The organism is Pseudophaeobacter leonis (genome assembly GCF_002087335.1).
GTDB lineage: Bacteria > Pseudomonadota > Alphaproteobacteria > Rhodobacterales > Rhodobacteraceae > Pseudophaeobacter > Pseudophaeobacter leonis.
In genome coordinates this window covers 81,207-106,233 of sequence record NZ_MWVJ01000006.1, presented here as the reverse complement: position 1 = coordinate 106,233, position 25,027 = coordinate 81,207, and the positions used below count along the sequence as shown (strand labels likewise).

Below are 25,027 nucleotides of genomic sequence, written 5' to 3'. Positions count from 1 at the left end.
TTGAGGGCGTTGCCCACCCGGGGCCCAGCCAAGCTGGCCCAAACCCCGCGCCACAAGACACCCGCCTGCGTCATGTGGCGCGCAGGGTCGCAAAATCCCGCGCCAATGCAAGCGCACCTGTCAGCGGTTCCGCCTCGGGTTGGCACAGGGCCTGCTGCATGTCTTGTGGCAGATAGCGGCTATACTGCGGGGCCAGCCCGCCGGTGAGACAGAGGCGCGCGCCCGGAGACCAGCCGATCTTTAACAGCTGTGCTGCGATATAGTCGGCCCCACGGCGCATCAGGTCAATCGCCAGCCCATCGCCGCTGGTGGCATGCTCTGTGACCTCTCTGGCAAAGGCGCCCATATCCTTTGGGCTGGCCGAGGCGGCAAAGGCCACAATACGGGCCGGGCTTGGCAGGCGCGCCAGGATCGCGGTGCTGAGCGTTGAGGGAGCCGCCAGCCCGTCGACCACATCCAGGGTAGCTGTCAGCGCCATCCGTCCCAGCCACTGCGCCGAGGCCTGATCGCCCAACTGCGGTCCCCAGCCGCCAATGATGCGCTGCTGCAAATTGATCTGGCTGGCGAGGAATGAGCCGGTGCCACAATGGGCAATCGCGCCATCCGCCACCCCTAGCGCGCCGCGTAGGGCTGCGGGTCTGTCGTCTTCGATACGGGTGCGCGATAGCGGTAGTGCTTGGCGCAGACGCGCAGCGATCTCGGGGCTGATCATGCCCGCAAGACCCAGATAGGCGGGTGTTTCGGCCAGAGCTTTGGGCGAGAGGCCTGATGTGGCCGCAAGTTGCGCCAGCCCCAGTTGGATTTGTGCGACGGCCAAATCAAAATTGCTGGAGACATTGGCCGGGCCGGTCTCAACCCGCACAACCTCGGAGCCCCGTGCCAGAGCAAGACGGCAGCGGGTTCCGCCACCATCGAACGCAAGAATTTGGTCAGGATTCTGGACAGGGCTGTGCTGCGTCATATGGATATCTATACCGACCCTAACGAGGGCATGGAAAGAGAACTTATTGGTTTTTTGGGGAAAAGTGGTGGCGTGGGGGAGACTTGAACTCCCGACCTATCGATTATGAGTCGATCGCTCTAACCAACTGAGCTACCGCGCCACTGTCTGTGAAGGGCGATTTACGGAATGGAGCCGATGGGGTCAAGTTGGAAATGCAGCAGAATTCTGTTTTGGGTGAAATATTTTCGCCTCTCTGCTCAAATCCGTTATTCGTCAACCGGTTGCTGGGGTGCGGGTAATTTTGCAAGGGTGGCGCGGATAAAGTCTTCGCACAGCTCGGGCGCGGTAATCGGCAGCATGTGGCCGCGCTCGGGGGCGATTTGACAGTCAAGCCCATAGGCCTGCATGGATTTGCCCTGGGCGGTGGCGTCCAGAATGGCGTCCTGCGCTCCAAACAGAATCGCGCCCGGTGCCGAGAGCTCATTGGCGTAGCGCGCTGCCTGGGTCTCAATCGCGGGATAGAGAAACGAGGCATCCGCCGAGGCCGCAACAAAGCTCTCGGGTCTGAGCCCCAGCGCGCCGCCTGCCTTGAGCAGGAAATCGTCGGGGCAGGATTCCGGCGCAAAAATCTGGCTCAGTATCGGCGCGGCGGTGCGTTTGGCGGTTGGGACGGCCACGGTCTGTGCCATCAGGTGGCGCATCAGACTGGTGTGTACGATCAGGCCTTTAAAGGCATCGACCCCCTGCGGCGCAGGGTGGGTGAGCGGTGCCAGCAGCGCCAGGCCGCGAATCTTCTCAGGCGCCTGCAGTGCCATCGCCAGAGAGACAGCGCCACCCAGGGAATGCCCCACCAGCACGGGCTGTTTGATGTCTAGACTGTCCAGGCAGCTGAGCAGGGTTTTGGCCTGTTCCGGCAGGCGGGCCATCGCATCACTGGCGCGGGTGGAATAGCCACAGCCGGGCCGGTCCAGCGCGATCACACGGTAGTCCCGGGCCAGCGCATCCGCCAGAGCATAGGTGAAATGCTGCAGCTGGCCGCTGAGCCCGTGGATCATGACCAGAGGTTGGGCGTCGCGCGGCCCGATGTCGATATAGTGGATGCGCCCATGGGGAGTGTCGCAGAACTGTCCAACCGGCGGCACCAGCGCGCGGGCCTCGCGTGCCAGTTTGCGGGTTTTGAGGTGGGCTGCACCCAAAAGCGCTGCGGGGGCGGCAAGGGCCATAAGGGCAAGGCTGCTGAGGGCGGACATTGTGAACTCCGGTATAGAGAGACCCTAGGGGCCTAGGGGGTTGGGGGGGATTGATCCAGCGCCTCTAGGGTCGGTTTCGGCAATCTGTCGAGCAGGTCAAACACAAGGGCGCGGCAGGTCTCACCGCTCCAATCTGTGGGATGGAACCTGTCGGGAAGGTCAGGGTGGCGCAGGGCAATACGGCGCCAGTGGTGCACGATCAGGGTGCGCAGGGTGGCAATCTGCACCGCAGAAATATCAGCCGGGGGCGCAATCGTGCGCAGCGCCGCAAGCAGCAACTGACAGGCCTGCACCAAATCATCGGGAAACAGTCGCGCCTGCAACCAGCGTGGGGCGTCCAGATCGGACACCACTGCGACAAACAGATCGTCAAGCCCGGTTGGCACTGTGCCATGTCCCAGTGCTGTGCTGCGGTTGATCGAGATATATTGCGGCAGCAAAAGCGCCTCTTCCAGCGCGTTCTGTCCCCTGTCCGGGCCATTACCCTGTCCGCTACTCCGTCCGCTCCCCTGGCCATTGCCCTCTTCGGCGACCAGCAGATGCCAGCTTTCAGGCACCTGTGGGTTGCGGGCATAGATGCGCGGCGTCACGGCGGCGGACTGGCTGCGGCCAAACCCGGTCAGGTAATGCACCGAGGCGCGTCCCGAGCGCTCACTTTCGATCCAGCCATCTTTGCGCAGGCGATGCAGGGCGACGCGGATCGCTTCGGGCTTTATGCCCATGGGTGTGATGATCCGGGTGAGGGTTGTGCCGCTGATCTGATCACCGGGCCTTTGCGCCAGATCACCAAACAGCGACACGATGATTGACCAGACCCGCAGGTTTTGCAGATCGTTCAGCTGGGCGATGCTTGCCTCAAACCATTGGGAGTGCGCGCTATTCATCCGCTCAATCTAGGGCGTCCGGGCCAGTTAGACCAGCCCGGCGCGCAAATGCTTTGTGCAAAGACTGCTTTAGAAGGCGTTCATGGTCAGCAGCTCGTATTCCGCGACCTTTTCATCGTCCTGATTGGTCAGGGTGACATGCCAGCGCACCTCGCCGTAGTCGTCGTTGCGGGGTGTCTTTTTCTTCACGCTCAGGCGCACCTTGATGCTGTCACCGGCCGACACTGGCTTCATAAAGCGCAGATTATCCAGCCCTGTATTGGCCAGAACCGGACCCTCATTAGGATCGACAAACAGCCCGGCAGCAAAGGACAGCAGCAGATAACCATGCGCCACGCGACCGGGGAAGAACGGGTTTCGTTTGGCGGCGGCGTCATCCATATGGGCATAGAAGGTGTCGCCGGTGAAAGTGGCAAAATGCTCGATGTCGTCCAGCGTCACAATGCGCGAGGGGCTGTTCAGGGTCTCGCCAAGCGCCAGCTCACCATATTTTCGGGTAAAGGGATGCGCGGGGGCGGGGATTTCTGTGCCGCCGGGAACCCACTGCTCGCCGATGGCCGCAAGAATGTCGGGGCTGCCCTGAATGGCGGTGCGCTGCATATAGTGTTTCACGCCGCGAATACCGCCGAGCTCTTCGCCGCCGCCGGCCCGTCCGGGGCCGCCATGCACCATATGCGGCAGGGGTGAGCCGTGACCGGTGCTTTCCTGCATCGAGGTGCGGTTGTTGAAATAGATCCGTCCGTGATAGGCTCCGGCCCCCAGTGCGACCTCGCGCGCCACTTCTGCATCATTGGTAATGCAGGAGGCCACCAGCGAGCCTTCGCCGCGGTTGGCCAGGGTTACGGCATGCTCCAGATCGCGGTAGCCCATCACGGTTGAGACGGGGCCAAAGGCCTCGGTGTCATGCACGCGCTGGGCGGCATCGGGGTTTTCACAGTGAAACAGCATCGGCGGCACAAAGGCGCCTTTGTCGGCAGCGGCACCCACAACGGTAAAAGCATCGGGATCGCCATAGACGCGGGTTGCCTCGGTGGCGATGATCGCCGCCTTTTCCAGCACGTCGCGTTTCTGGCTACCTGACACCAGCGCCCCCATGCGGGTGGCCTCAAGACGGGGATCGCCAATCTGCACTTTACTCAGCCGCGCTGACAGAGCTTCGATTACGGCCTCAGACTGGGCTTCGGGTGTGATGATGCGGCGCACGGCGGTACATTTCTGCCCCGCCTTGGTGGTCATCTCGCGGCTGACTTCTTTGATAAAGAGATCAAACTCGGGCGTGCCGGGCGTGGCGTCCGGTCCCAGGATCGACGCGTTGAGGCTGTCCTGTTCCGCGACAAAACGGATGGAGTTTTCCAGAATGACCGGGTTTTTACGCAGCATCAGCGCGGTCTGGGCCGAGCCGGTAAAGCTGACGATGTCCTGCATGGTCAGATGGTCCAGCATATCTCCCAAACCACCAGAGACCAGCTGCAGAGCACCGGCAGGCAGGATGCCACTGTCGAGCATCAGGCGCACGGCGAGTTCGGTGACATAGCAGGTGGCAGTCGCAGGTTTCACAATCGCGGGCACCCCGGCCTGCAGGGGGGGGGCCAGCTTTTCCAGCATGCCCCAGAACCGGAAAAGCTGAAGGCGTTGATATGCACGGCCACGCCCTGCATCGGCGTGCAGATATGCTGGCCCAGGAAGGTGCCGTTGCGCGACAGCTGCTCGACCTCGCCATCGAGATAGACCTTGGCGTCGGGCATCTCGCGGCGGCCCTTGGAGGCAAAGACAAACATTGTGGCGCAGCCGCCGTCGATATCGACCATATGGTCGGCCTGGGTGGCGCCGGTCTCGAAACTGAGATCATAAAGCGCCTGTTTGTGCTGGCCAAGGTGGGCCGCCAGCGCCTTGAGCATGCGGGCGCGGTCATGGAAGGTGAGGGCGCGCAGGGCAGGGCCGCCCACCTCGCGGGCATAAGACAGCATCGCCTGCACATCCAGCGCATCATTGCCCGCCTGCGCAAGGGGGGCGCCGGTCACGGCGCTGGCGATGCTGCGGGCCCCTGCGCCGGGGGCAATCCATTGACCGGCGGCAAAACTGGATATGTCTAGCAGGCTCATGCTTTGTCCTTTTCTTTCCTGATGCGGGCGCTGTCAGTGCTTGGCCAGACAGTGTTCGGCCAGACAGTGCCCCGAGGCGGCGCCTCAAATTCACGTTGATTGATATATTGACCGTCCGGTCGGTTTATGCAAGAAATTTGTCAAGCGGGGTTTGACGGGTCTGTTGCTGCGATGGCGCCAGGCCCGCAATCTGGCCCGAAAAGGGGAGAGAGACATGTCCGAGTCAATTTTGGTGGCGGATCACGGCGCCTGGGTGGAGATCACTCTGAACCGGCCGGATCGGCTCAACAGTTTCAACGATGAGATGCACTATGCCCTGCGCGCCGCCATAGAGGCCGCGCGGGATGGGGGCGCACGGGCGATCCTGCTGACCGGTGCCGGTCGGGGGTTCTGCGCCGGCCAGGATCTGGGCGACCGCGACCCCAGCAAGATGGACGGCCCCCCCGATCTGGGCAAAACCGTGCGGACCTTCTATGCGCCGCTGGTGCGGCTTATCCGGTCGCTGAACTTCCCGGTGATCTGTGCCGTCAACGGCGTCGCCGCCGGAGCCGGGGCCAATATCGCGCTGGCCTGTGATATGGTTTTTGCCGCTGAGAGCGCCAAATTCATTCAGTCTTTCTCAAAGGTTGGCCTGATCCCCGATACCGGTGGCAGCTGGCATTTGCCGCGTCTGCTGGGAGAAGCCCGCGCCAAGGGGCTTGCCTTTACGGCGGAGCCTTTGAGCGCGCAGCAGGCCGAAGACTGGGGGCTGATCTGGAAGGCGCTGCCAGACGCAGACCTGATGGGCGAGGCCCGCGCTATGGCGGAAAAGCTGGGCAATGGCCCCACCCTGGGGCTGGGATTGAGCAAGCATTGCATCCAGGACGCCGCCGTCGCCACGCTGCACGACCATCTGGAGCAAGAGGCGGACGCTATGAAGACCTGCGGTGAAAGCGCGGATTATGCCGAGGGCGTTAGCGCCTTTTTGGAAAAACGCGCGCCAAAGTTTCAGGGGCGTTGAGCATGACACCCAAACAACGCGCCGAAAAATCCGCCGCTGCCATGTGGGCCAGCGACAATGCCTCGAAATGGGCCGGGATGGAGATTGCTGCGATCAACGAAGGCACCGCAACACTGGAGCTGACGGTAGAGCCGCATCACTGCAACGGTCACGGCATTTGCCACGGCGGGGTGACCTTTATGCTGGCGGACAGCGCCTTTGCCTTTGCCTGCAACAGCCGCAATCAGTCGACTGTGGCCCAGAGCAACAGCATCACATTTACCGCCCCCGGCAAGCTGGGCGACCGGCTGGTTGCACGCGCCTCTGAGGTCTCTCTGACCGGGCGCAGCGGGATTTATGACGTGACAGTGGAAAATCAAAACGGCCAGATGATCGCAGTGTTTCGCGGGCTTTCCCGCGCGATCAAGGGCCAGTTGTTTGACGAATAGGTGAGGAAAAAGCCATGAAAGATCTGACCCCGAACAAGGCTGAGCTGGACCCGATCGAAATTGCCTCGATTGATGAAATCCGCGCCCTGCAACTGCAACGCCTGAAGTGGTCGCTGCGCCATGCCTATGACAACGTTGCGATGTACAAAGAGCGCTTTGACGCGGTCGGTGTGCACCCCGACGATCTGCAGCAGCTTTCGGATCTGTCAAAGTTCCCCTTCACCTATAAAAACGATCTGCGCGACAACTATCCCTTTGGGCTGTTTGCAGTGCCACGCGAACAGATCCTTCGCCTGCATGCGTCCTCCGGCACCACCGGCAAGCCCACCGTAGTTGGCTATACCGCTGGCGACATCTCCAACTGGGCGGATCTGGTGGCGCGGTCCTTGCGCGCAGCGGGCCTGCGCCGCGGCGATATGGTGCATAACGCCTATGGCTATGCTTGTTCACCGGCGGGCTGGGCGCGCATTATGGCATTGAAAAGCTGGGCGCGACCGTGGTGCCAATGTCGGGCGGCCAGACCGAAAAACAGGTGGGCCTGATCACCGATTTCCAACCCGACGGCATCATGGTGACCCCCTCTTATATGCTCAACATCCTTGAGCAGTTTCACAAGGTCGGCATTGATCCGCGCAAAAGCTCGCTGCAGGTGGGCATCTTTGGGGCCGAACCCTGGACAGACGCCATGCGCCGCGAAGTGGAAGCCGCCTTTGATATGCATGCGGTGGATATCTATGGCCTCAGTGAGATCATGGGGCCGGGGGTTGCCAGCGAATGCGTCGAGACCAAAGATGGGCCGGTGATCTGGGAAGACCACTTCCTGCCCGAGATTATTGATCCAAAGACCGGCGAGGTGCTGCCGGACGGAGAGATGGGCGAGCTGGTCTTTACCACTCTCACCAAAGAGGGCTTGCCGATGGTGCGCTATCGCACCCGCGATCTGACCCGGCTGTTGCCCGGCACCGCGCGCACGATGCGGCGGATGGAAAAGATCACGGGCCGGTCCGATGACATGATCATCCTGCGCGGCGTCAATGTCTTTCCCAGCCAGATCGAAGAGCAGCTGATGGCCACCGGTGGTCTGGCGCCGCACTACCAGATCGAGCTGTACAAAGCCGGTCGTATGGACGCGATGCGGGTGCTGGTCGAGGCGACACCATACGCCACCGACGAGATGTCTAAAACCGCAGCGGCGCGTATGCTGACCAAGCGGATTAAGGATATGGTTGGCGTCTCTACCGAGATCATCGTTGGCGACCCCGGCGAGGTCGAACGCAGTCAGGGCAAGGCCAAGCGCGTCGTCGACAACCGCGTCGCGGATTAATCAGAAGAGAGATATCAGGCCATGGCCCGCACCATTGCAAAAGATCACGACGAAAAGCGCGCCCAGATTTTGAAATCTGCGGCCAAGGTCTTTGCTGAGGCGGGCTATGACCGGGCCTCAATGACCCAGCTGGCGCGTGAATGCGGCATCTCCAAGGCCAATATCTATCACTACTATGATAGCAAGGATGCCGTGCTTTTCGGCCTCCTTGATGCCTACCTTTGCGCCTTGCGCGACCGGGTTTGCGGCGTCCAGGTGGCGGATCTGTCGCCTGATGACGCCCTGCGTCAGGTGGTGGCAGAGATCCTGCTGGCCTATCAGGGCGCCGACGATGAGCATAAGGTGCAGTCAGGGGCTATGGGGGCGCTGCCGGAAGAGCAGCAAAAACTCCTGCGGGCCTATCAGCGCGAGATGGTGCAGTTTCTCAGCGACACGCTGCAGAGCGTCGCTCCCGATGTGTTTGACAAAGACCCTGCCAAATTGCGCGCTGCCACCATGTCGGTCTTTGGCATGTTGAACTGGTACTACATGTGGAATTCCGGGGCTGGCCCACAGGCGCGCGAAGACTATGCCGACCTGGTCGCCAACCTGACCCTGAATGGCGTGCGCGGGCTTTAGCGCGGGGGTGCCGTGTTTTGGCGCATTGTTTTGGTGCATTGTTTTGGCCCTGTGGTTTGTATCAGTTGTCCCGCCCGGGGTCTTTTGGATTGCTGGAGAACAGTGCTATCTTGTTGCCCTGAGGATCCCGCAGGTAGCCAACATAGAAACGGGGACCATAAGAGCTGCGAAAGCCCGGCTGGCCCGCGTCACTGCCGCCTGCCGCAAGGGCGGCGGAGTGAAGGCTGCGAACCTGCTTTTGACTGCTGGCCTCAAATGCGATCATAGCACCGTTGCCGGCCGTGGCCGGATTTCCATCAAAGGTTGGTTTGACGTAGAAATCCGGCAGGGCGCCCGACTGACCGGGTTGTGACTGTCCCGGCTGTAACGGCAGACTATAGCTTAGCCCCTCGGGACCCTCCTTTAAGCCGTAGTTAAGTGCAGGCAGCAAGGCCGCGTAAAACCGTTTCGCGCGGGCGATGTCATCTGCGCCGACGGTGACGTAGGCAATCATGCTGCATGTTCCTTTCCTGACGTTTGGCATTTGAGGCACGCCGACTGGTTTACGATAGGGCCCCATAGAATTTGGCTCAAGAGACGCGCGGGTATAAACCGCAGCGCAGTTGGGAGAACTGGGCGCGGGGGCTAGCTGTGCGTTGAAGCCTTGCGTTGAAACTGTGCGTCAAAGCTGTGCGTTGAGGTCGCGCCCGGCTGAAAGCAGGCGGCGGCAATAGCAAAACCCGCCCAGGGTGAGCCGGGCGGGTTTGTATTACGCAACCATATTCTGACTGGGTCAGATTTCGACCGGTGGCACCATGCCGACGATCTCGTAGGTCTGGCGCAGGATGGGGGCGGTGATGGCGCGGGCGCGTTGGGAACCGCGGGTGAGGATCTTGTCGATCTCATCTTGGTGCTGCATCAGCCGCGCCATCTCGGTCGAGATCGGCGACAGTTTTGCCACCGCCAGATCCACCAGCATCGGCTTGAATTCCGAGACCTGTTTGCCGCCAACATCTGCCAGAACCTGATCCACTGACTGCTCGTTCAGGGCGGCAAAGATATTGACCAGATTGCGCGCCTCGGGACGCTCTTCCAGTCCCTTGGCCTCTGAGGGCAGGGCATCGGGATCGGTCTTGGCCTTACGGATCTTTTTGGCAATGGCGTCGGCATCATCGGTCATATTTATGCGGCTGGCGTCCGAGACATCGGATTTTGACATTTTCTTTGAGCCATCCCGCAGAGACATGACGCGGGTGGCTGCGCCCTCAATCACCGGTTCTGTGATGGGGAAGAAATCAACGCCGTAGTCGTGGTTGAACTTGGCGGCGATGTCGCGGGTCAGCTCAAGGTGCTGTTTTTGGTCCTCACCCACCGGAACATGGGTGGCGTGATAGACCAGAATATCCGCCGCCATCAGCGCCGGGTAGGCAAACAGGCCAAGCGAGGCGTTTTGGGCATTTTTGCCGGCCTTGTCTTTGAACTGGGTCATCCGCTGCATCCAGCCCATGCGGGCGACGCAGTTGAAGATCCAGGCCAGCTGCGCGTGTTCCGGCACCTGGCTTTGATTGATCAGGATCGAATTTTCCGGATCCAGCCCGGCTGCGATAAAGCCCGCGCAGAGCTCGCGGGTGGATTGCTGCAAATCCTTTGGGTTTTGCCAGACGGTGATCGCGTGCAGATCAACCATGCAGTAGATGCTCTCGACATCGCGGGCCTGCCAGTCGACAAAGCGCTTAAGGGCACCAAGATAGTTGCCCAGGTGCAGGTTGCCGGAAGGCTGAATGCCGGAAAAAACGCGTGGCGTGAATGTCGTATCGCTCATGAGGGCGAAACTCCCGTCTGGAATAATGGACCCTAGTCGCTTACCCATGGGTTTGGGCAGCGTCAACAGGCAGGCCGTGGAATGCGGGCGAAAGCCGCTGTCAGGCCTCTAAAAGGCATGGATCGGATCACTGGGTAAGATGGTGGGCCAGATCCAGGGGCCAAATCACTGGGGCATATTACTGGGCCAAATGAATGGGACAGATCAAGGAGTAGGTAGATTATGAGCAGCGACCCCAATATTTCTCCCGTCAACCCACTGCCGCCCGCGGTGGTGGCGCTGGTGCTGGTGATCATGGGCATTGAGGCGGCGTTCTCGCTGGGGATGCGTGGCATCATTGGGGGCCCCGAGGCGATCGGATGGCGGCTGGAGGCCTTTCAGTCCTATGCCTTTTCGTCCGAGATCTTTTGGTGGATGGCAGAGACCGGGCAATGGCCGGCCGAACATCTGATCCGGTTCCTGTCTTATGCCTTTGTGCATGGTGCCTTTACCCATGCGCTGTTTGTCTGCGTCTTTGTGCTGGCCATGGGCAAGATGGTGGGCGAGGTCATGGGCGATCTGGCCATGGTTATCATTTTTGTGCTCTCGGCCATTGGTGGCGCACTTGGCTATGCTGTTTTGATGAATGCGCCTGCGCCGCTGATCGGCGGCTTCCCGGCCGTTTATGGCCTGATTGGGGCCTTTACCTATATCCTGTGGCGGCAATTGTCGCTGGTGGGGGCGCAACAAAGCCGTGCCTTTTCGCTGATTGCCTTTTTGATGGGAATACAGCTGTTGTTCAGTCTGTTGTTTGGCGGCCAAAAAGACTGGGTGGCTGATCTGTGTGGTTTCGCCACTGGTTTTGGGCTGTCGTTCTTTCTGGCGCCCGGCGGCTGGGCCCGCATTCGCCGCAATATCCGTCGCGACTAAAACCTGCGCGGGATCACAACAGTTCGGATCGCATCAGTCAGGTGGGGCTCCCGCCCGTCTTGGCGGCATTTAAAAATGCCACATTCCGTTGGGCATGGCGCCGCGCTGACGCGCGGCGCGGGCACCTGTGGCGTGCCGGTGGGCAGGATCATTTCGTGCCGGATCTGTTGCGACGCACAGAGGCCTTCAGCTCGGACAGTTGGAACGCGCCCAGAAAGTGACCAGCACTAAAAAAGACAGCGGCGCCGCCAAGGATAAGGCCGAGCAGGGCGAGGTAGCGCCAGCTTGGCAGGGAAAAGAGCCAGTCGAGCTGTTGCACCGCCAAAAACAGCAGGGCACCCATGGTGAGCGAGGCCAGCAGGATGCGGAAGGTGCGGCGAAAGAAGCGGGCAACAAAGCGCGCCGCGTCGCCCATGCGCCCGGCGCCAAGCCAGAGCAGCGCCACCATGGCCCAGCCCGCCGCAGAGGCGGCAATGGCGGGGGCAATCCAGCCCACCACACGGTTAAGGCCAATCGCAAGGCCCGCATTCACCACCATGGCAAACAGCGCATAATAAAAGGGGCTACGGGTGTCTTCGCGGGCAAAATAGAGCGGCTGCAGCACCTTTTGCAGGATAAACGCGGGCAGGCCAACGCCGTAGATTGCCACGGCCAGCGCAATGGCGGCGCTGTCTTCGGGGCCGGTGGCGCCGCGCTCATAGAGCACCGAGACCAGCGGCAGTGGCACCACGATAAAGGCAATGGCCGAGGGCAGGGTGAACAGCAAAGAGAACTCTCCGGCCCGCGTAAGGGCCGCGCGCGCGCCACTGTCATCGCCGTTGCTCAGCCGCCGGGTGAGATCGGGCAACAGCACGATCCCCACAGCGACGCCAATGACCCCAAGCGGCAGCTGATATAGCCGGTCGGCAATGAACAGCCAGCTGACCGCGTTTTCAATATCCGAGGCCACCAGCTGTCCGACCACCAGATTGACCTGAGTGACCCCCATGGCCAGAGCGGCTGGCAGGGCCACGCGCATCAGGCGGCGCATGGCCGGGGTCAGTTTGGGCAGGCCTGGCCGCAAGCGTATGCCGGCCCTGCTGGAGGCACGCCAGACCAGCGCCAGCTGTGCCACGCCCGCCACCGGAATGGTCCAGACCAGCCAGTTGACCACCTCACCGCCCAGAGCGGCCCCCAGCATCATGGCACCGCAGGCAAAGATATTCAGCAGCACAGGGGCCGCCGCCGCCACCGCAAAGCGTCCAGTGGCATTCAGCACCCCGGAAAACAGTGCCGCCAGCGACATGAAGAAAATATAGGGAAAAACGATGTAGCCAAAGCCAACCGCAAGATCAAAGCGCTCATTGCCATGAAAGCCTTCGGCGGTGACCCAGACCAGTCCGGGCATAAACACCATGCCAATCCCAACCAGCGCCAGAACAGCGGCTGTCAGCAGATTAAAGGCGTCCTGGGCAAAGCCACGCGGATCCTCGCCGCTCTCCAGGCGTTTGGAGAACTGCGACACAAAGGCTGCGTTAAAGGCGCCCTCGGCAAAGAAACGGCGGAACATATTGGGCAGCCGGAAGGCCACGACAAAGGCGTCGAGCAGCGGGCCGGGGCCGATATAGGCGGCTATCATGATCTCACGGGCAAAGCCCAGGATTCGGCTGGTCAGGGTCCAGAACCCAACCGGCATAAAGCCCGAAAGCAGACGTACGGGCTTCATGAGCGGGACCGTTTGCTACCCTCAGAGAGCGCTTCGCGCAGTTTGCGTTCAAGGGAATCCTGCTTTGACTTTGTATGGTACTTCAACCCAAACATATCCTTGACATAGAAGGTATCGACCACCTGTTCGCCATAGGTCGCAATCACCGCATTGGCGATATAGACATTGGCGCCCGCCAGGGTGCGGGCCAGATCATAGAGCAGCCCGGCCCGGTCACGGGTGTCGACCTCGATGATGGTGTAGATCTCCGAGCCCTCGTATCAATGGAAAATGGGTCGGCACCTTAAAGGCCTTTTCCCGTTTCTTGATCTTGTCGCGCGATTCCAGAGCCTCGCCGGTGATGACCTCGCCCTTGAGGGTCTTGAGGATCATCTGGGTCAGCCGGGGCAGGCGGGAGGCCTCAAACGGGTGGCCCTCCGCATCCTGAATCCAGAAGGCATCCGTCACATAGCCGTCTTTGGTGGTAAAGCTGCGGGCATCCACAACATTGGCCCCGACCAGAGCCAGAGCGCCAGAAAGGCGGGCAAAAATTCCGGGATGGTCAGCCATGACAAAACAGGCACGCGTGGCGTCGCGATCATCATCCGGGTGCAGGCGAATGACCACTTCGCCAGGGTCATTCAGCGCCTCAAGCTCACGCAGCATCTCGGCAAAATCCACATGCGCCGTGACGTGTAACCCCTGCCAATAGGGGTCATAGTGCCGCCCGGTCTCGCGCTTCAGCTCGGCTTTGCTCCACTCGGGCAGGGCTGCCCGCAGCGCTTTTTTGCCAGCGGCACCGCGATGCTCACGGTTCAAGGCCTCCATGCCATTGTCCAGCGCTACGCGGGTCTGGTTATAGAGTGCGCGCAACAGGGCTGCTTTCCAGTTGTTCCAGGTATCCGGCCCCACGCCGCGAATGTCACAGACCGTGAGCACCAACAACAGGTCCAGCCGTTTCACCGACTGCACCGCCTTGGCAAAGCCGCGCACGGTGCGGGGGTCGGCAATATCGCGCTTCTGCGCCATATCCGACATCAGGAGGTGATTGCGCACCAGCCATTCCACCGTCTCGCTGTCCGCCTTGTTGAGGCCAAGACGCGGCGCCACCTTGCGGGCAATCTGCGCGCCCAGAATGGAATGGTCCTGCTCGCGCCCCTTGCCGATGTCATGCAGCAGCATCGCCACCAGCAGCACCTTGCGGTTGATCCCCTTGCGGATCACTTCCGACGACAGCGGCAACTCTTCTTCCAGCTCGCCCTTCTCGATGGCGGTGAGATTTGAGATCACCTGAATGGTGTGCTCATCCACGGTGTAGGAGTGATACATGTTGAACTGCATCATCGCCACAATGGGTTCAAATTCGGGGATAAAGGCCGAAAGCACGCCGAGCTCGTTCATCCGGCGCAGGGCGCGTTCGGGATTGCCGTGCTTGAGCAACAGATCCAGAAAGATCCGGCAGGCTTCTTTGTCGGCGCGCATGCTGTCGTCGATCAGATGCAGATTGGCCGTGACCAGCCGCATGGCGTCCGGGTGGATCAGCATGCCGGTGCGAAGCGCCTCTTCGAAGATCCGCAACAGGTTCAGCTTGTCGGTCAAAAACGCGTCAGGATCTGCCACATCCAGCCGGTTGTGGATCACCTCGTAGCCGGGCTTTACCCGGGGGCGGCGGCGGAAAATCCGCTCGAGCAGCGGCGCGCCTTTCTGCTGGCTTGCCTCCAGCTTGGTCAGCAGAAAGGCGGGTGAGATCGCCCACCCTTGTGGCGTGGCGGAAATATTCCTGCATGAAGAATTCAACACCGCGCCCTCCGGCCCGGTCCTTAAAGCCCATGCGGCTGGCGACCTCGACCTGCAGATCAAAGTTGAGCTGCTCGGTGGCGCGCCCGGTGGCGAGATGCAGATGCGAGCGCACCGCCCAGAGGAAATTGGCCGCCTTGGTAAAGCTGTCGAGTTCTTCCGGCGAGAACAGCCCAATCGGCACCAGTTCGGCCACATCCTGCACCTGGTAGACATATTTTGCGATCCAGTAGAGCGACTGCAGATCCCGCAAGCCGCCTTTGCCTTCCTTTACGTTGGGCTCGACCATATAGCGCTCGCCCTGTTTCAGGTGGCGCGCGTCGCGTTCGGCAAGCTTGGCTTCAATAAATTCAGTTGCATCGCGCGAGAACAGGTCACTGCGCAGCCTGTCTTCCAGCTCATACGCACGATCACGATCCCCGATGAGATAGCGCTGCTCCATCATGGCGGTGCGGATGGTGAAATCCTCGGCCCCCAGCCGAATGCAGTCTTTGATGGTGCGGCTTGAGTGACCCACCTTGAGGCGCAGATCCCACAGGATATAGAGCATCGATTCAATAACGCTCTCGGCCCAGGCGGTGATCTTATAGGGGGTGAGGAACATCAGATCGACGTCCGAGAAGGGCGCCATTTCACCGCGCCCATAGCCGCCAACGGCGATCAGGGCGATGCGCTCGCCGGAGGTCGGATTGGCAATCGGGTGCAGATAGGTGCTGGCCACATGAAAGGCTGTCCTCACCAGCCCATCGGTCAGGTAGCTGTAAGACTGCGTCAGGGCGCGGGCCGAAAAGGGCGCCTTGGCAAAGGCCTCAGCAATGGTGGCGCGGCCCTGTTTGTTGGCCGCGCTCAGCAGTTTGACGGTTTCGCCGCGCAGTGAGTCCCGCGCGACGGTCTGCGCCAGCTCGGCGATCCTGGCCTGGATCCCTGCGGGGTCAAAAATGGCCAGAGAGTCGCAGATCAGCCCGGCTTTGAGGCTGGGGCCGGGCTGGTCGGGCTGTGCTGTCATGGCTGGATCAGAGTCCGGCGCCTGTGAAGCGGCTGGGGGCAGAGTCAATGACGACAACTTTCTGATCTGTAATTGTTGCAATGGCCAGACCGCGGTCATTGGTGCCATCGGGGCGCAGACGGAAGATGCCGCTTGTGCCCAGGAAGCCGGCACCCTGTGTCAGGGCTCCAGCGGTCAAAGCGTCGGATTTACCGGCGCCAACAAGCGCTCCAACCGCGGCAATCCCGTCATAGGCCAGCCCGCCAATAGAATGGGGTGCCGCGCCATAGGTGGCCTCATAGCGATCGCGGAACCGGCGCGCCGTGCCGGGATCTGGCATGGCAAACCAGCCGCCCTGAACTCCCGGAAGCGCCAGGGTCTGCGCAGGCACGTCCCAGCGGGTGAGGCCGACATACTGGATGTCTTCGGGTTTCACACCGGCTTCGGGAAGCAGCTGTGTCAGCAGGGGCAGAGCGCCGGCCGTGGTGGCGGTCAGAAACAATACATCCGAGGCACCGCCGCCTGTGGCTGCGCGAATTTCCGGAATGGCGTTGATCACGCCTTTCTGTGACAGCTCATAGCCGATGCTGCTGGTGATGGTTGATCCCGACTGCGCGGCAGCGTTGCGGATGGCGGCCTGACCCGCCAGACCCGCAGAGTCAGCGCTGCTGGCGATCACAATCCGGCTTTTGCCCTGCGCTTTGGCATAGGTCGTCAGGCGGCGGGCCGTGTTGTCAAAGGTTGGCCCGAGGATAAAGACGTTGCCCCCGGCAATGGAGCTGGTGTTGGAAAAGGCCAAAACATTGACGCCCTTTTTCGCGGCGGCAATTCCGGCGGCATTGGCGGCCTCGGCATAGACCGGTCCCAGAATGATACGTGCCCCGGCATTTACGGCTTCGGTGGCTACGGCTGCGGCGCGGGCAGGATCGCCGGCAGTGTCATAGATGCGTAGGTCAATCTGCACGCCTTTGAGATCTGCAATCGCCAGACGGGCGGCGTTTTCCAGGCTCTGGGCCAGAACGCTGTCGCCGGACTGTGCCGATCCGCGCGGAACCAGCAGGGCAACGGGCACCGGCTTTGAGGTGTTGATGGATGGCCCACCCCCAAGAGAGGCCGGGTCACAGGCGGTCAATGCAAATGTCGAAAGTGCCGCAACAGCAACCAATGTTGCCTTGCGGGCGCGTTTGAAAACAGCAAACATAATGAACTTGAAACTCCCCTTGTCCGGCGCTTCTGCGCCGTGTTGGTTCTGGGGCGATAATAAACGACCAAAAAGGCGGGTCCAGCGTGAATCATCAGATCGTCAATTTGTTGCCGGGACTGTATTTTGTGGCAACACCCCTGGGCACCGCGCGTGACATCACGCTGCGGGCGCTCGACGTGCTGGCCTCGGCGGATCTGATCGCGGCCGAAGACACGCGCTCGCTGCGTCGCCTGATGGAAATTCATGGGGTGCCGCTGCGGGATCGACAGGTTCTCGCCTACCATGATCATAGCGGAGTGGGTGCGCGCTCCAAATTGCTGGCCGCCCTGGAGGCGGGAAAATCTGTCGCCTATGCCTCAGAAGCGGGGATGCCGCTGATTGCCGACCCCGGATATGGCCTGTCGAAAGCTGCGTCAGATGCTGGCTATCTGGTGACCACAGCGCCGGGGGCCACCGCCGTGACAACGGCCCTTGCGCTGGCGGGCCTGCCGACGGACGCGTTCTTTTTTGCAGGCTTTCTGCCCAATGCCACCGGGGCCCGGCGCAAACGGCTGGAAGAGGTGAGCGCGATTCCCGGAACACTTGCCTTTTACGAATCCCCAAAACGGGTGGCGGCCTCGGTCGCGGATATGGCCGATGTGCTGGGAAATCGCCCGGCGGCGCTGTGTCGTGAGCTGACCAAAAAATTCGAAGAGGTCCGCCGCCTGCCGCTGGTGGAGCTGGCCGCCAGTCTGGTGGAAACCCCTGTGAAGGGTGAAATCGTGATACTTGTGGACCGGTTGAGCGAAGTGGTGGTCAGCGATGGCGACATCGAGAGCGATCTGCGCGCCGCCCTGATTGACAATTCGGTCAAAGACGCCGCCGCCATCGTCTCGGAGGCGCATGAGATGCCGCGCCGCAAGGTCTATCAGATGGCCCTGAAGCTGGCGAAAGAAGACTGAGATGGCAAAGGGCCGCGCCTCCACCGGATTGCGCGCACATCTTGCGGGCAGCTCGGCCGAGGCGCAGGCCGCGCGCACCTATGAGGCACAGGGCTATACCGTCGAAGAGCTGCGCTGGCGCGGTGCGGGTGGTGAGATCGACCTCATCCTGCGCCGCGGCGCGCTTTTGGTTTTTACCGAGGTCAAGACCGGCCCCAGCATCACGGCGGCGGCCTCCCGGATCACCGAGGGCCAGATGCAGCGGGTGCAGGCGTCAGCGGCCCTATATCTGGAGCAGCAACCGCTGGGCGGGTTGAGCGAGGCGCGCATCGACGTGGTGCTGGTGAGCCGCGATGGCGCGGTCGAGATCCTGGAAAATGCCTATGGCCAGGGATGAACGCACAGGGTGTTGTTGAACTTAGCATATTGAACCTCAGTCGCAGCTGCGCCATCTATTGCCAAAGCAAAAGGGACAAGCCGCATGAAAATCGCCTTTCAGATGGACCCGATCATGGGTGTCGACATCAACGCCGACAGCAGTTTCCGCCTGGCGGAAGAGGCACAGGCGCGGGGGCATGAGCTGTTTTTCTATCTCCCCGACCAGCTGGCCTATCAGGAAGGCAAGATCACCGCGCGCGGTCAGGATATGACAGTGCAGCGGGTGGCGGGAACGCCTGCTATTCTGGGGGAAATGCGAGAGGTGGATCTGGCCGACTATGATGTGGTCTGGCTGCGTCAGGATCCGCCGTTTGACATGCATTACATCACCTCGACGCATCTTCTGGACCGCCTGAAGGACGACTGTCTGGTGGTGAATGACCCGTTTTGGGTGCGGAATTTTCCGGAAAAACTGCTGGTGCTGGACTTCCCGGATCTGACGCCCCCCACTGCCATCGCCCGTGACCTTGAAACCATCAAGGCCTTCAAGGCGCGCCACGGCGACATCATCCTGAAGCCGCTTTATGGCAATGGCGGCGCCGGGGTGTTTCGTTTGGATGCCAATGACCGCAACCTCACCTCGCTGCACGAGCTGTTCACCGGGTTTAGCCGCGAGCCGCTGATTGTTCAGAAATTCCTGCCCGACGTCAGCAATGGCGACAAGCGGGTGATTCTGGTCGATGGCGAGCCTGTCGGTGCCATCAACCGGGTGCCTGCGGCTGGTGAGACCCGCTCGAACATGCATGTTGGTGGCCGTCCCGAGAAGATCGGCCTGACCGAGCGCGACCTTGAAATCTGTGCCGCCATTGGGCCGCTGCTCAAGGAAAAGGGGCAGGTCTTTGTTGGCATCGATGTGATCGGCGACTATCTCACCGAGATCAACGTCACCTCGCCCACCGGCATTCAGGAGCTGGAGCGCTTTGACGAGGTGAATATCGCGGAAAAAATCTGGCTGGCCATCGAGGGGCGCTGCGCGCAGCGATAACCTGCAGCGCATGAGGTGAGTGTGGGCCGACTTTCAGCCCGCTGTCTTGCTGCGCTCCCGGTTCTCGCCTCAAGCCTCTAGCTATTCAGGCTAGTTGTTCAGGCGAAAGCTGAGGGCCTCGGCCACATGGCTGCGCTGAACCTGATGCTGCGCGGCCAGATCAGCAATGGTGCGCGCCACCCGCATCACCCGGTGATAGCCGCGCGCTGTCAGGCCAAAACGCTCGGCGGCGCGCAGCAACAGCGCGCGGCTGTCGGGCGTAAGGGCGGTGATCTGATCCAGAACCTCGCCCTCGGCATCGCTGTTGAGCCAGACCTCTGGCATGTCACGATAGCGCTGGCTCTGCAGTTCGCGGGCGCTGGCGACACGCAGGGCCACCTCTGCAGATCCCTCGCTGGTGGGCGGCAGGTCCAGGTCGCGAAAATCCACCGGTGGTATTTCGATGCGCAGATCAAACCGGTCAAGCATCGGCCCCGAAATGCGTCCCAGATAATCGGCGCCACAGCCCGGCGCGCGGGCACAGGCGCGGGCGGCATCGGCCAGATACCCGCATTTGCAGGGATTGGCCGCCGCCACCAGCATAAAGCGGCTGGGGTAGCGGATATGGGCATTGGCGCGGGCGATCATCACCTCGCCGCTTTCCAGCGGCTGGCGCAGGGTTTCCAGCACGGTGCGACTGAATTCGGGCAGCGCATCCATGAACAGCACGCCGTTGTGCGCGAGGCTGATCTCGCCGGGATGCGCCCGGCGTCCGCCGCCAACAATCGCCGGCATCGAGGCGGTGTGATGCGGCTCGCGAAACGGAGGGCTGCGGCTGATGCCGCCCTCCTTGATCATGCCGCAGAGCGAGTGGATCATCGAGGTCTCCAGCGCCCCTTGCGCCGACAGCGGCGGCAGAATGGAGGGAAGACGCGCCGCCAGCATGGATTTTCCTGACCCCGGCGGCCCGGTCATCAGGATATGATGCCGCCCGGCGGCGGCAATCTCCAGGGCCCGTTTCGCCTGTTCCTGGCCTTTGATGTCGCGCAGATCGCGGGGGTGGCTGTCAGAGAGGACTTCGCCGGGGCGCGCCGGGGCAAGCGGCATCTCGCCAGAAAAATGCCGGACCGCCTCGATCAGGCTCGCGGCACCATGACCAGCGCATCCCCCGCCCAGGCGGCCTCGGCGGCCGATGCTTTCGGGCACAAGAGGTGACGATCCGCAGCGGCCGCAGCCATGGCGGCCGGCAAGGCGCCAGTGACTGGCATCAACAGCCCGTCCAGCGACAGCTCGCCCAGTGCCACGGTCTCAGCCACCGCCTCTGGCGGGATGATGCCGATGGCGGCCAGCAGCGCGAGGGCAATGGGCAGGTCGAAATGGCTGCCCTCCTTGGGCAGATCTGCAGGCGAGAGATTGACGGTGATCCGTTTGGCCGGCAGCGCGATTGACATGGCCGCAAAGGCGGCGCGCACGCGTTCACGCGCCTCAGAGACCGCCTTGTCGGGCAGGCCCACGATGGCAAAGGCCGGAAGGCCTGCCACCAGCGAGCATTGCACCTCGACGGGGCGCGCGTCTATGCCGTGAAAGGCCACCGTGTTGGCGCGGCTGATCATGCAGTCTCATTCCCTTGATCAAACAAGAAAAAATCATAGAGACCGTGGTATTGGAGTCATCAACAGAACGGTGGCCCGGGCGGATTTTGCGCTGTTTTCTCGCAAGCGGCGCGCCGGGGCCGAGAGCTTGCGGCGCAGGCCGTCACGGCCTGCAGCAAACAGATCTAGCCAATGGGCCAGGGCGCACGCGGCAGGTCCAGCTGGTAGGGTTCCGTCGCATAGCTGACGGCGCGTGCCTGCTGTTGCCAGCGCAGCACCACAGGGTCGGCCAGCAGCATCTCGCAATAGGCGCGGGTCGCGGCAGAGACGGGCAGATCGTAGCCAATGATCCGCGCTGCTATGGGCGTGTAGAACACATCTGCCAGACTATAGGTCCAAACAGCGGACCATTTTTGGCCCCCGACAGGCTGCGGGCATGGGCAAACAGCGTTTCAATGCGGGCGAGATCCGCCAGCACTGCCGCGGCAGGGGCAAAGCCCTGCCAGACATGAGACAGCTGCATGGGGCAGTCGCGCCGCAGAGCTACAAAGCCGGCCACCATCTCTGTCACCAGCCAGCGGGCGGTGGCGCGCTGATCCGCAGCGCGGGGCCATAGACCAGCTGTGGGAAACTGCTCGGCGAGGGTTTCACCGATGGCGAGGCTTTCTCCAATCACCAGGCCCTGATCCGTCCTGAGCGCGGGCACTAACCGTGCCGGGGCCAGCGGCGCCATATCGGCGGCCATGGTCCCGGAAAAAAGTCCTACCAGATGGGTTTGATGCGGGATTGCAAATTTTTCGAGCATGAGCCAGCCGCGCAACGACCAACTGGAATACATGCGATCACCAATGTAGAGTTCATATGTCATGGGGCGACTCTAGCGGCGCGTAATTAATTCTTAAATCGTATATTTGTGCGATATTATATCACAATATTTGATTTAATGCCCCGGAGGTCCAGCCCTCAGGGCCATATTGCACTTCGCTGACCGAGAGATTGTCGATGCGGTGAGAAAAGGCAGCCGCCGCGCTGAGTCCCCCGGCGCGCTGGATCTGTGTCAGGATCTGACCAAAGTGGCCGACAATCACCAGATCCTGTCCCAGATGGGCCTGTAGCAGCGTATCTATGGCGGTATTGACCCGGGCGCAGACCTGGTTCCAGCTTTCGCCCCCCGGCGGGGTGCTGTCGCCCGGCGTCTCCCAATAGGCGCGGATGCGGGCCGGGTCTTCGGCGTCGATCTCTTTCCAGCTGCGCAGCTCCCAGGCGCCAAAATGGATTTCCCGCAGATCGGCCTGATGCGGCAGGCGGCGGCGGCGGCCCTGGATGGCGCTGGCGGTATCGACGGCGCGGATCAGGTCGGACGAGACCACCAGAGCTTCGGGCGGCAGGGCAGCCTCAAGCCGGGCCAGAGCGGCGGTGTCGGACAGGGCGGCGGGCAGGTCGGACCAGCCCACCATGGATTTGGCATGGGTCGGTCCATGCCGGACCAAAAACAGTCGGGATTTCATAGCGCCCCTTTCAGCACCAGCGGCAGCCCGGCAATGACCTGCACCACGCAGTCGGCCCTGGCGGCCAGGGCGATGTTCAGTCGGCCCTGAGCTTCGCGAAAGCGGCGGGCCAGGGCGTTGTCGGGCACAATGCCCTGGCCGGTTTCATTGGAGACGATGACCAGCTCTGCGGCGCAGGTTTCGATGGCCGCCAGCAGCCCGGCCTGCGCCCGGGCCAGATCGGTTTCGGCCAAAAGGTGATTGCTCAGCCACATGGTGGCGCAGTCCAGCAGGCAAATCTGGTTGGGCCTGAGCTGATCAAGAATCTGCGCCGCCTCAAAGGGTGCCTCAAAAGTGTCCCAGCCGGCACCACGCTGCCGGATATGCTGTGTTACCTTCTGCTGCATCTCGTCATCAAATATTTGTGATGTTGCCAGGTAGGCTTTTGATTTTTGGGACTTAATACAGAGATCTTCGGCGAATTTTGACTTGCCGGAGGCCGCGCCGCCCAGAATGAATGTGACAGGTGCCGACAAGTTCTTTACCCTTAGATATGAACGGTTTCGCTATTGTGCGTACCCGCTGGAGGCGCTCAAAACAAGGGCGAAGACAGGGCAGGGTCCCACCTCGCTATAGCCAGTGAAACAGCTGATGCCCCTGGAATTATACCGGGCACAGCGCGCATGGCGCGCGGGCTGGGTCGGCCAATGTGTCGGATGCAGTGAAAATGCAGTGAACAGGTGCGCACTCTGCGTGCCAGGCTCTCCCAGGCAGGGGGAGGTTCATTCTGAGGGACTGTGCCGTGGCCTTGTGCTGCGGAAGGAATTGCGGGAGCCCGGCCGCTTGTTACGTTCAGAAATCTCACGACCTGCTGCTGTGCCGCGCTTCTCAAGACGAACGGATCCGGGGGGAAGACCATGGCGCTTGACCACATGACCGCAAACCCATTGCCAAAGCAGGCGATGAAGGCAGAATTGCTTGATGCAGAAACGGAACGCCAGCTGGCCTATGCCTGGCGGGACGAGGGCGATGTTATGGCGCTGCACCGGCTGATCAATGCCTATATGCGGCTGGCGATCTCGATGGCGGCGAAATTCAAACGCTATGGTGCGCCAATGAATGACCTCATTCAGGAGGCCGGTCTGGGGCTGATGAAGGCCGCTGACAAGTTTGACCCGGATCGTGGCGTCCGCTTTTCGACCTATGCGGTCTGGTGGATCAAGGCCTCCATTCAGGACTATGTGATGCGCAACTGGTCGATGGTGCGCACGGGGTCCACCGCGTCGCAAAAGTCGCTTTTCTTTAATATGCGCCGGGTGCAGGCACAGCTGGAACGGCAGGCAGAGGCAGATGGGGCGCGTTTGGATAAACACCAGCTGCACCAGAAAATCGCCTCGGAAATCGGGGTGCCGCTCAGGGATGTGCAGATGATGGACGGGCGTCTTGCGGGGGCTGATTTTTCGCTCAATGCGGTGCAGTCCAGCGAGGCCGAGGGGCGCGAATGGATTGATGTGCTGGAAGATGACAGCGCCCAGGCGGCTGAGGTTGTCGAGGGCAGCCATGATCGCCGCCAGTTGCGCCGATGGCTGGTGGAGGCGATGCAGGGATTGAGCGGCCGCGAGCAGCTGATCGTGACGGCGCGCAAGCTGCGGGATCCTCCCCGTACGCTTGAGGATCTGGGACGCGAGCTGCAGCTGTCAAAAGAGAGGGTGCGCCAACTGGAGGCAGGGGCCTTCCTGAAAATGCGAAAAGCGCTTGAAATGCAGTCGCGAGAGGTGCAAAAACTGCTTTTATGAAAAAGCATAGTTTTTTTGTCAGATATATTCTGGCCGCCGCCACAGCCGGAGTGTTCGCTTGCATGCCTGTGGGGCTATTGGCTGACACCACAGCTGCACCGGAACCTTTTGTGGCGCAGAGCCTTGATGCGGTGGCAGAGCGCCTGTCCGGGGCGGATGTGATCATTCTGGGTGAGGTGCACGACAATGGTGAGCATCATCGCAATCAGGCGGCGCTGATCACAGCGCTGCAGCCCACAGCGGTGGTCTGGGAGATGATTACGCAGCAGCAGGCCGATACACTGACGCCAGAGGTGTTGCAGGATGCGGCAAAGACCTCTGCTGTTCTGAACTGGGAAGAGTCTGGCTGGCCAGCCTTTGAGCTTTATGCACCGGTGTTTTACGCAGCCCGGCAGCTGCCGCAGTTTGGCGCGCTGGTGCCACGTGCGGCGTCGCAGGCGGCGTTGCAGGCGGGGGTTGCCAGCCATTTTGGCGCCGACGCAGCGCGGTTTGGCCTCGATCAAGCCTTACCGGCAGCGGAACAGGTGCGGCGTGAGGCCGATCAGCTGGTCAATCACTGCAATGCGATGCCCGTCGAGATGTTGCCGATGCTGGTGGATTTTCAGCGCCTGCGCGACACCAGCCTTGCAGCCGCGACCGAGCGCGCGCTGCAGCGCGCGGGCGGGCCAGCGGAGGGGGCAGCGGGAGGACCTGTTGTGGTGATCACCGGCAATGGCCATGCCCGCAGGGACCGTGGCCTGTCGGTCTATCTGACCAGGGCGATGCCAGAGCTGGAGGTGCTGGCCCTGGGGCAGAGCGAAGAGGGCCGTATTGAGGGGCTTTTTGATATCACCCTCTCCAGTCCTGCAGCGCCCCGTGGGGATCCCTGTCTGGCCTTTGCCAAACCTGACTAGCAGTGGAA

18 protein-coding genes, 1 tRNA gene and 5 pseudogenes are annotated in these 25,027 nt (G+C 61.6%); 10 read left to right on the top strand and 14 right to left on the bottom strand.

What is annotated here, in order from left to right; all coding sequences use genetic code 11:
• Positions 1-70: 70 nt before the first annotated feature.
• From B4968_RS02890 to paaZ, 5 genes and pseudogenes are all read right to left on the bottom strand, one after another.
• On the bottom strand, positions 71-961 hold the full coding sequence (locus B4968_RS02890; protein ID WP_083096432.1) for a glucosamine kinase nucleotide-binding domain-containing protein: 891 nt from the start codon (positions 959-961) through the stop codon (positions 71-73).
• A gap of 65 nt (positions 962-1,026) precedes the next feature.
• Positions 1,027-1,103 (bottom strand) — tRNA-Met (locus B4968_RS02885).
• Between the two features lie 106 nt (positions 1,104-1,209).
• Positions 1,210-2,193, bottom strand: coding sequence for an alpha/beta fold hydrolase (locus B4968_RS02880; protein WP_083096430.1), 984 nt, complete (start codon positions 2,191-2,193; stop codon positions 1,210-1,212).
• Positions 2,194-2,225: 32 nt separating this feature from the next.
• Positions 2,226-3,077 carry a PaaX family transcriptional regulator C-terminal domain-containing protein gene (locus B4968_RS02875; protein WP_083096428.1) on the bottom strand — a complete coding sequence of 284 codons (852 nt, stop codon included), beginning with the start codon at positions 3,075-3,077 and terminating at the stop codon, positions 2,226-2,228.
• 69 nt (positions 3,078-3,146) lie between these two features.
• Positions 3,147-5,179: pseudogene (gene paaZ, locus B4968_RS02870) on the bottom strand (phenylacetic acid degradation bifunctional protein PaaZ).
• Positions 5,180-5,393: 214 nt separating this feature from the next.
• Between paaZ and paaG the strand changes: the two are divergent.
• From paaG to B4968_RS02850, 4 genes and pseudogenes are all read left to right on the top strand, one after another.
• Positions 5,394-6,179: a 2-(1,2-epoxy-1,2-dihydrophenyl)acetyl-CoA isomerase PaaG gene (paaG, locus tag B4968_RS02865; RefSeq protein WP_083096502.1), complete on the top strand. Its 786-nt coding sequence runs from the start codon at positions 5,394-5,396 to the stop codon at positions 6,177-6,179.
• Positions 6,180-6,181: 2 nt separating this feature from the next.
• A complete protein-coding gene (gene paaI / locus B4968_RS02860) occupies positions 6,182-6,607 on the top strand; it encodes a hydroxyphenylacetyl-CoA thioesterase PaaI (RefSeq protein WP_083096426.1) in 426 nt (141 codons plus the stop codon).
• Between the two features lie 14 nt (positions 6,608-6,621).
• Positions 6,622-7,931: pseudogene (gene paaK / locus B4968_RS02855) on the top strand (phenylacetate--CoA ligase PaaK).
• Positions 7,932-7,952: 21 nt separating this feature from the next.
• Complete coding sequence (locus tag B4968_RS02850) at positions 7,953-8,549, top strand: TetR/AcrR family transcriptional regulator (RefSeq protein WP_083096424.1); 597 nt, start codon at positions 7,953-7,955, stop codon at positions 8,547-8,549.
• Positions 8,550-8,610: 61 nt separating this feature from the next.
• On the opposite strand, the gene B4968_RS02845 is transcribed toward B4968_RS02850, so the two are convergent.
• Both B4968_RS02845 and trpS read right to left on the bottom strand, forming a co-directional pair.
• The gene (locus B4968_RS02845) at positions 8,611-9,042 is read right to left on the bottom strand and encodes a VOC family protein (protein ID WP_083096422.1); all 432 of its coding nucleotides are present in this window, start codon (positions 9,040-9,042) and stop codon (positions 8,611-8,613) included.
• 279 nt (positions 9,043-9,321) lie between these two features.
• Positions 9,322-10,350: a tryptophan--tRNA ligase gene (trpS, locus tag B4968_RS02840; RefSeq protein WP_083096420.1), complete on the bottom strand. Its 1,029-nt coding sequence runs from the start codon at positions 10,348-10,350 to the stop codon at positions 9,322-9,324.
• A 222-nt stretch (positions 10,351-10,572) separates the two neighbouring features.
• Here trpS and B4968_RS02835 point away from each other — a divergent pair, with 222 nt between their 5' ends.
• Entirely contained in the window at positions 10,573-11,259 is a 687-nt protein-coding gene (locus tag B4968_RS02835; RefSeq protein WP_083096418.1) for a rhomboid family intramembrane serine protease, read from the top strand.
• A 148-nt stretch (positions 11,260-11,407) separates the two neighbouring features.
• Here the strand turns inward: B4968_RS02835 and murJ are convergent, their stop codons facing one another.
• The 3 genes and pseudogenes from murJ to B4968_RS02820 all read right to left on the bottom strand — a co-directional run bounded on the left by murJ (position 11,408) and on the right by B4968_RS02820 (position 16,926).
• A complete protein-coding gene (murJ, locus tag B4968_RS02830) occupies positions 11,408-12,964 on the bottom strand; it encodes a murein biosynthesis integral membrane protein MurJ (protein ID WP_083096416.1) in 1,557 nt (518 codons plus the stop codon).
• Positions 12,961-15,746, bottom strand: a pseudogene (locus B4968_RS02825) ([protein-PII] uridylyltransferase). The gene murJ and the pseudogene B4968_RS02825 overlap by 4 nt, the downstream one beginning before the upstream one ends.
• A 7-nt stretch (positions 15,747-15,753) precedes the next feature.
• Complete coding sequence (locus B4968_RS02820; protein ID WP_083096414.1) at positions 15,754-16,926, bottom strand: penicillin-binding protein activator; 1,173 nt, start codon at positions 16,924-16,926, stop codon at positions 15,754-15,756.
• Positions 16,927-17,012: 86 nt separating this feature from the next.
• On the opposite strand from B4968_RS02820, the gene rsmI reads away from it, so the two are divergent.
• From rsmI to gshB, 3 genes are all read left to right on the top strand, one after another.
• Positions 17,013-17,870: a 16S rRNA (cytidine(1402)-2'-O)-methyltransferase gene (gene rsmI, locus B4968_RS02815; RefSeq protein ID WP_083096412.1), complete on the top strand. Its 858-nt coding sequence runs from the start codon at positions 17,013-17,015 to the stop codon at positions 17,868-17,870.
• A 1-nt stretch (position 17,871) separates the two neighbouring features.
• Positions 17,872-18,246 (top strand): YraN family protein, encoded by a 375-nt coding sequence (locus B4968_RS02810; RefSeq protein ID WP_083096410.1) that lies wholly within the window; start codon positions 17,872-17,874, stop codon positions 18,244-18,246.
• Positions 18,247-18,330: 84 nt separating this feature from the next.
• Positions 18,331-19,272, top strand: coding sequence for a glutathione synthase (gene gshB / locus B4968_RS02805; RefSeq protein ID WP_083096408.1), 942 nt, complete (start codon positions 18,331-18,333; stop codon positions 19,270-19,272).
• A gap of 90 nt (positions 19,273-19,362) precedes the next feature.
• On the opposite strand, the pseudogene B4968_RS02800 reads toward gshB, so the two are convergent.
• The 4 genes and pseudogenes from B4968_RS02800 to cobU form a co-directional block, all read right to left on the bottom strand.
• Positions 19,363-20,864 (bottom strand): annotated as a pseudogene (locus B4968_RS02800) (YifB family Mg chelatase-like AAA ATPase).
• 164 nt (positions 20,865-21,028) lie between these two features.
• Positions 21,029-21,711, bottom strand: a pseudogene (locus B4968_RS02795) (glutathione S-transferase).
• A gap of 58 nt (positions 21,712-21,769) precedes the next feature.
• Positions 21,770-22,351 (bottom strand): histidine phosphatase family protein, encoded by a 582-nt coding sequence (locus B4968_RS02790; protein WP_083096405.1) that lies wholly within the window; start codon positions 22,349-22,351, stop codon positions 21,770-21,772.
• Complete coding sequence (gene cobU, locus B4968_RS02785) at positions 22,348-22,866, bottom strand: bifunctional adenosylcobinamide kinase/adenosylcobinamide-phosphate guanylyltransferase (RefSeq protein WP_083096402.1); 519 nt, start codon at positions 22,864-22,866, stop codon at positions 22,348-22,350. Before cobU ends, B4968_RS02790 begins: the two co-directional genes overlap by 4 nt.
• 381 nt (positions 22,867-23,247) lie before the next feature.
• Here cobU and B4968_RS02780 point away from each other — a divergent pair, with 381 nt between their 5' ends.
• Both B4968_RS02780 and B4968_RS02775 read left to right on the top strand, forming a co-directional pair.
• Positions 23,248-24,126, top strand: a complete 879-nt coding sequence (locus B4968_RS02780; RefSeq protein WP_083096399.1) for an RNA polymerase factor sigma-32 — start codon at positions 23,248-23,250, stop codon at positions 24,124-24,126.
• Positions 24,123-25,019: a ChaN family lipoprotein gene (locus tag B4968_RS02775; RefSeq protein WP_083096397.1), complete on the top strand. Its 897-nt coding sequence runs from the start codon at positions 24,123-24,125 to the stop codon at positions 25,017-25,019. Before B4968_RS02780 ends, B4968_RS02775 begins: the two co-directional genes overlap by 4 nt.
• Positions 25,020-25,027 lie beyond the last annotated feature (8 nt).